We start from the raw sequence: 3,847 nt of genomic DNA on the forward strand, positions 1-3,847 counted from the left end.
GGGCCGGGGTCAGACTCCACCGGGCGTTCGGTTACCAGGACATTCCGGCCTTTGACCCGTTCCTGATGCTCGACGACTTCCGGGCCGACCGGCCGGAGGACTACCTCGCCGGTTTTCCCTGGCACCCCCACCGGGGGATCGAGACGGTTACCTATATGCTTGAGGGAACCGTCGAGCATGGCGACAGCATGGGCCATGCCGGCTCGGTCGATGCCGGGTGCGTCCAGTGGATGACGGCAGGTTCCGGCATCATCCACCAGGAGATGCCAAAGCCGGTAAACGGCAGGATGGGGGGGTTCCAGCTCTGGGTCAACCTGCCCCGGAAGCACAAGATGATGGACCCCCGGTACCAGGAGATTAAGGCTGATGAGATCCCCACGGTCACCCTGCCGGGTGGTGCGAGTGTTAAAGTCATCTGCGGGACGATCGCCGGCGTTTCCGGCCCGGTCCGCGATATTATGGCAGAACCCGAGTACCTCGATATCTCGCTTGGACCGGACGCACCGTTTTCCCACCCGGTAAAACCCGGTTGCAGGGCAGCGGTTTACGTGATCGGCGGCACCGGGATTTTTGACGAGCGCCACAACGAAGAACTGGAAAACCGGACGATGGCCCTCTTTGGCGATGAGGGGGACGCGGTCACTGTCCGTGCCGGCAGAAACGGTGTGAGGTTCCTGTTCTTCTCGGGAAAACCACTCCGCGAACCGGTCGCCTGGGGCGGCCCCATCGTGATGAACACGCAGGAGGAACTGCAGCAGGCATTTGACGATTACGAGAATGACACGTTTATTAAAAAAGCATCCTGAAAGCAGAAAGATCGTATCGGGATTACTGATGGAAGTACGAACGTGAGTAAACGTGGTGAAACAGGGCAACCAAGTACCAGAAATATGTCGGATCGGTTGACTATCGAACACCAGACGCTTGATCTGGTTCCCTGTGATCAATCCAGAGGGAAAAATAATAACGATCCAGCCAGATTCTCTCTCAGAACCGGGAGAGGGTGCAAGTGACACACATGGATCAGGCCGGATTACCCGTATATCATCAGGTCAGACTGGATCGGGATTATCTCGCAGGAAAAGCCCTGGACCTGTTCGGGAAGAAACACCCGGGAATCTGGCGTACCGCGAGCGCCGCCCGGAAGGCCCGGGTACTGGAAGAGTTCAGGGATCTTATCAGCAGTCTTGAGGAATCGCTCGCAATCGATAACCCGGCTGTTTTCATCGATCACGCCTGTTGGGCCCGGGTCTATCTCACCTCCCTGCACTTCCCGAGGAATTATGTACCCTTTCTTCTCGATACTCTGGGAGAAGTCCTCCAAAAGGAACTTCCCCTGGATTTCCGCAAAGAGGCCGGGGGCTTTGTCACCGAAAGCCTAGTCGTCCTCAAAACTGCCTCCCCGGAGATCCCCTCATATATCACCGCAGACAACCCGCTCGCAGATGTTGCCAGATCGTTCCTCGCAGCAGTTATCGCGGCAGATCGGAAGCGGGCGGAAGGGATAATGGATGATACACTGAGATCCGGCACACCGTTGAAGGATATCTATCTCAACATTTTTCAGCCTGTCCTTCAGGAAACGGGAAGGCTCTGGCAGATGCAAAAGATCGGTATCGCTCAAGAGCATTTCGTAACTGCTTACGTTGAAATCCATATGGCCCGGCTGCATGAACGCTTCCTTTCTCCAGATTGGGGTGGAAAAGTGCGAAGGCAAAAGACTGTTGTCGCTTGCGGGGTCGGGCCTGAACTCCATGACGTCGGGATTCACATGGTGGCCGACTTTTTTGAGATGGACGGCTGGGATACGTATTATGTCGGGGCAAACACACCCATTCAGAGTATCCTTGAGGCGGTGCGGGACCGGAAGGCCGACATTATCGCCCTGTCCACAACGATGCCACGCCATCTTCCCGATGTCCAGTACCTCATCCGTTCGCTGCGTGCGGACGGGGACACAATGGGCGTAAAGATCATCGTCGGAGGGTATCCGTTCAGGATTGTTCCTGACCTCTGGAAACAAATCGGAGCTGATGCATATGCAGGAACTGCAGATGAGGCAGTGGCTGTCGCCAACCGTCTCGTACCTCGGCACCGGTAAGCAGATTCAGGCCAGGTAAAAAGATGGTTTCCTGCAGGAATCATGCATGCCGGTAACCGGAGATGAGTACTCTATTCCGATCTGCGATCGACGAGACGCTTTGGCCGCCCCCTGAGTTTGTGCAGTTCAAGCTCCCCGGGATGAACAAAGGTGAATTGTACAGAGAAGGTCTTGTCCTCGTAATGCGGTATAAGGTTCTTCTTGTTTTTTAAGAAATGGCCAATAAAATGGTCTTCGATGAGCCTCCGGTCGGCCGTCTCCGGATCCATGCACTCCACGCTCACCCGCAACACAACCTCTCCCGAAGATCCGCCATTTTCGAGGACCGCCTCATATTCGCCGTTGAGGAACTGCATGCTTTCCGGCTGGAAGACACCGGCCTCCACATCTACGCGGTTTGCGGCATTCCCGAGAATCCAGACCGTCTCGGCCTCCCTCTGCGGGTTGACAATCCGCATATGTGTCCTGCCACAGGCACACCGCTCCCGGGAGAGTACTGCCGTCGTATCCTCGGTATCATAGTTGAGCAGGAGGGTGCCTGCCTTTGAGCCCTCCGGCAGGAGCGTCGTGAGGACCGCCCGGCCGCAGTTACCGTCCGAGACGAACGCTTTCATCTGCGGGTCGTAAATGTCGAGGTGGACGAGATCTTCCGGGACATGGAGCCCGGCAAGTTCCGTACACTCCCCGCACATCGTCCCTTCAGTACTTCCATAGGTGTTGAATACCGGGCATCCCCATGTCTCCGCAAGGTAAGCACGGGACTCATCGGAAAAACTCTCGCCCCCGACAACCAGCCTCTCGATCGAGGTCTCTTTTAGCTGGATCCCTTCCTGCTCCAGCCTTCGCGCGAGCCGGAGAAGCTTGAATACGCTTCCCACGATCGCGGTCGGGCGGTATGCCGTGATGACCCTTGATGCGAAGTCACACTTGCCGAACGGGATAATGGTCATTCCAAGCCCGTGGGCGGCAAGCGTCATCGTATTCGCTCCTACGTTCATCCCGTATGAGGCGCAGACCACCAGCCGGTCACCGGGGTCAAACCCCTGCGAGACAAAACTCCGGGCATATTTCTCCGCGTACCGTTTCCAGTCATCCCAGGTAAGGAAGAAACTCTTGGGAGTCCCGCTCGTACCGCTCGTCTCCTGGATGGTGAATACATCGCCCCAGCCTGTCGAGAGGAACTGGAAACCCGGGGTGCCCGGCGGCTGGTGCTCACGGATGGTGCGGCCAGAGACTATGGGAAGCTGCAGCAGATCCTCGTGGACCCTGATATCCTTCGGGTCGATCCCGTTTTGTTTAAACCAGTGCCGGTAGAACGGGGAATGTTCATTGGCATACCGGACCGTATACCTGACCCGATCGTCGATCAGTGAATCGAGGCTGTCCCGGTCTGTCGTTTCAATCCCGGGATTATGGTATTTCGGCATTGTCCGTACAGAGCATCGTGGAAAAAAGGTTTATAGATTGCTGATGGGCGCGGGAACGGATGCGGACGACTCCAGATTCCAAAAAAAGATTCGAATCCTCTTTTTCCAGGCAAAAGACGATGAAGAAAACACGAGCGATTGGAGCCCTAAAAAAAGATTTAGACCTTAAGCAACGGTCACAGAGCCGCCGGAGGGACTTGAACCCTCGACCTGCTGATTACGAATCAGCCGCTATACCGCTAAGCCACGGCGGCGCACTGCCTCACAATATCGACCCGTACGCTAATAAAATCTGTGTTTGGTGGGGGGTTTATGAATA

At 56.1% G+C, this 3,847-nt stretch carries 3 protein-coding genes and 1 tRNA gene; 2 read left to right on the top strand and 2 right to left on the bottom strand.

Going from position 1 to position 3,847, the window contains the following annotated elements; translation table 11 throughout:
- Nucleotides 1-806 (top strand): pirin family protein (locus tag WCE46_RS04455; protein WP_424732495.1); only part of this gene is annotated, 806 nt, incomplete at its 5' end.
- Nucleotides 807-1,018: 212 nt separating this feature from the next.
- On the top strand, nucleotides 1,019-2,101 hold the full coding sequence (locus WCE46_RS04460; protein WP_424732497.1) for a cobalamin B12-binding domain-containing protein: 1,083 nt from the start codon (nucleotides 1,019-1,021) through the stop codon (nucleotides 2,099-2,101).
- A gap of 71 nt (nucleotides 2,102-2,172) precedes the next feature.
- On the opposite strand, the gene ftsA is transcribed toward WCE46_RS04460, so the two are convergent.
- Nucleotides 2,173-3,528 carry a coenzyme F390 synthetase gene (gene ftsA, locus WCE46_RS04465; protein WP_424732496.1) on the bottom strand — a complete coding sequence of 452 codons (1,356 nt, stop codon included), beginning with the start codon at nucleotides 3,526-3,528 and terminating at the stop codon, nucleotides 2,173-2,175.
- Nucleotides 3,529-3,710: 182 nt separating this feature from the next.
- A tRNA-Thr gene (locus WCE46_RS04470) sits at nucleotides 3,711-3,782 on the bottom strand.
- Nucleotides 3,783-3,847: the final 65 nt, after the last annotated feature.

Source organism: Methanoregula sp., assembly GCF_049690535.1.
Taxonomy (GTDB): Archaea; Halobacteriota; Methanomicrobia; order Methanomicrobiales; family Methanospirillaceae; genus Methanoregula.

What these genes read in the sequence shown, in the direction of transcription:
- WCE46_RS04460 (WP_424732497.1), top strand. Translation starts at nt 1,019, where the DNA reads ATGGATCAGGCCGGATTACCCGTATATCATCAGGTCAGACTGGATCGG.
- ftsA (WP_424732496.1), bottom strand. Translation starts at nt 3,528, where the DNA reads ATGCCGAAATACCATAATCCCGGGATTGAAACGACAGACCGGGACAGC.